Raw genomic sequence first — 2862 nt, forward strand, 5'->3', positions numbered from 1 at the left:
CATTAATAAAATATCTTTTTAAAACAATATTATAACATCAATAAGAGCTATTATCGACATCAAATTTATCTTTTTTTGTAAAAAGGTTGAAAAAGGAATAAAGATGATTCAAGGAAATTAAACTTTGGATAAGAAAAAAATGACTTAATAATTGTTTCATAATACTTCTTCTTTTATCTTTTGAAGCGTTATCATTTCTTTTGCTGTTTTAACCTTTCTCGTTTTTTTATTATTTAAAGTAAAAGTCCTTAATAAAGTATTTTTTTGTAAAAACTGTAAAAATATTTTCAATTTGAATCTTTTTCATTTGTATTCTCTTTGAATATCAATTTGTCTAAATTTTGTTGGAAATAGGTTTTGACATTTTCATTGTTAATAATGTTTTCCGGCCAATTTTTGTGTTAGTCATAAGCGTTTAACCATGGCAATTCATTGTGGGTTTGATGAGGTAAAAACTTTCTTTTTTGTTACCGTATTTCTGGATAATAACATTTAATGATGGCTTTTTGTTGAGTGGTTAATTTGCTGGCTTTTCCACATTTTATGGTATTGATAGGTATTGGTTGGTAAGTGAATTTTTTTAAAACCTTAGTTAAGGCAGGGAAAACAGGTTCATAAATCCAAGCTTGCATTTCTTCTGTTATAAGGGGTTCGTTGCATTCAACTAATGATTTATCATGAGCGTAATAAATCATTTTATTCATTTTCATTTTTGTAACCGGAAAAAAGTTGTTTTCAATAATGCAATTCACTATATCAAAAATATTGGTTTTTGCTTTGCAAGACAAAGTGTGCGCTCTCCTTTAGGGGGATTTTTTGCATGTTTTTCCTCCTTTTTATTTATCATTATATATGATTTTTTATTAATTTGTAATACATTTGGGGTTTTTGTTGTTCTGGTTTGGTTTTTATTTTGCTGGTTGTGATTTTTTATTCGTTCTCTAGTTCTATTTTTAATCTTTAACGCGAATTATCGTGATAAGATATATTCTTGTTATGTTTTATATAACGACAATATAACGACAATAAAAAAGAATTCAATTTAAGAAGGCATATATCGGATTGCGCGGTACTCAAGTTTCGCAATGCTTGGACAGTATTAACGCAGCTTCCGTTTTTGATTTTTTAGTTGGTACGATTTTTTTCTGCACCGGTAATCGCTTAACAGTTATCAAAAATAAAGCTTTTTTAGGGATAAATGTATTGACATAAATAATTAATCAAATAACAAAACAAAAACAAAGTTTTTTTATAAAATTGAATTTTTTTCGACTTTTTAATAACCCTTTTATCGACTTTTTTGTTCGGTTTTGAATTTTTTGAAAATGCTTCTTGGTTTTTAAATATTCTTTTTTACCCTTTTTTAAACCTTTTTGTTCTTTATGTGTTGGTCAAGCGTTTTGCCCTTATAATAGGCGAAATGACAACACAAGACAAAAAGAATGTTTGAAAAGAACGAGCTCCAAAGTTTTTTATATCATTCTTTGCAATGCTTATTGCAAGCATAACAAGCAAATATTCTTCCTTAAAAGACCTAAAAAAAGAAGAAAATAAACTATGACATTCGTTTTTTGCCGCATTAAAACAATAAATATCCCTCGCAAAGAACTTTTTATAAGATCGCGATAAATTTATTGTCACCAAAACCTCAACAATAATAAAGAAAACATCCCTGAAAAAGGGATTTTTTATTGGCATAAAACCTCACCGCAAACTTTTTGTTAATGAATTAACCTTTTTAAGTTATTTTTAGATAAAATTGCGCGCTTTTTAAAAAATTTATCCAACCATTAATAGGAATGATTCATTTACAATAAGAAGGGAAAAAATATTGACTGATAAAAAAAACCTCTTTTATTGAGTTTTTTATGAAAATCGACATCATTTTGTTAAAAAATACTTGACTATTTGTTCTTTTTAACTTAAAATATAGAAGATGGTAAAACAGGTGTTTATTTTTGGTTAACTTAATCTCTATTTTTTATTAGACAATGTTTTAATAAAAAGAATTAGTAATTCTTTGCTGTTTTAGAAGGAAAATAGTTATAGTAGATTATTAATCTTAAGTAAACATAACTTCAATGCCTTCATAAAATCAAGTAAGGAGATTTAAGTTCAATGTCGCGTTATATAGGTCCAACATGGAAAATTTCACGTCGTCTTAATTATTCTTTGTCAGAAACTGGCAAAGAGTTAGTTAGAAAAAAAGAAAGTTTTGCAGGCAGTAAGCAAAAAAAACGTAAAAACAAATTAAGCGATTATGGTATTCAATTGCAAGAAAAACAAAAAGTCCGTTTTACATATGGCGTTTCAGAAAAACAATTTAAAAAGATTTTCCACAACGCTAGCAAATCTAAAGGTATTCATGGCGAAGTGTTTTTAACTTTACTAGAATCTCGTTTAGATAACATGGTTTATCGTATGGGTTTTGCTAGAACAAGATCACAAGCAAGACAATTAATTTCTCACGGTCATGTTTTAGTTGATGCTAAAAAAGTTAATATTAGTTCTTATCGTTTAAAACCAGGCCAACAAGTGTCTTTAAAAGAAAAATCTAAAGAATTAGAAATCGTTAAAAACGCTTTAGAATTCAATAAGAATAGCAGAATCGAATATGTTTCAGTTAACAAAGAATTAGTGGGAACATACGTTAGATATCCGCAAAGAAATGAATTTTTACATGAAATTAACGAACAATTAATTGTTGAATTTTACAACAGATAAAATTTATCAATATATTAAGTAACCATCTTTAATTTACTAATCTTTTGATTTTAATAAATTAAATAACGATTATTTTGGCTTTTTTCATCTAAATATTTTTTTGTATTTCTGTTTATATCTTTTTTTATTTATTAATAT

At 26.7% G+C, this 2862-nt stretch carries 3 protein-coding genes; 1 reads left to right on the forward strand and 2 read right to left on the reverse strand.

Features of this window, described 5'->3' with window-relative positions:
- Positions 1–467 precede the first annotated feature (467 nt).
- Complete coding sequence (locus RI76_RS02645; RefSeq protein ID WP_017192609.1) at positions 468–788, reverse strand: Panacea domain-containing protein; 321 nt, start codon at positions 786–788, stop codon at positions 468–470.
- A 592-nt stretch (positions 789–1380) separates the two neighbouring features.
- Positions 1381–1698 (reverse strand): hypothetical protein, encoded by a 318-nt coding sequence (locus tag RI76_RS03035; protein ID WP_152411658.1) that lies wholly within the window; start codon positions 1696–1698, stop codon positions 1381–1383.
- Positions 1699–2118: 420 nt separating this feature from the next.
- Here RI76_RS03035 and rpsD point away from each other — a divergent pair, with 420 nt between their 5' ends.
- The gene (rpsD, locus tag RI76_RS02650) at positions 2119–2724 is read left to right on the forward strand and encodes a 30S ribosomal protein S4 (protein WP_017192611.1); all 606 of its coding nucleotides are present in this window, start codon (positions 2119–2121) and stop codon (positions 2722–2724) included.
- Positions 2725–2862: the final 138 nt, after the last annotated feature.

The organism is Milkweed yellows phytoplasma str. MW1 (assembly GCF_000309485.1).
Taxonomy (GTDB): domain Bacteria; phylum Bacillota_I; class Bacilli_A; order Acholeplasmatales; family Acholeplasmataceae; genus Phytoplasma.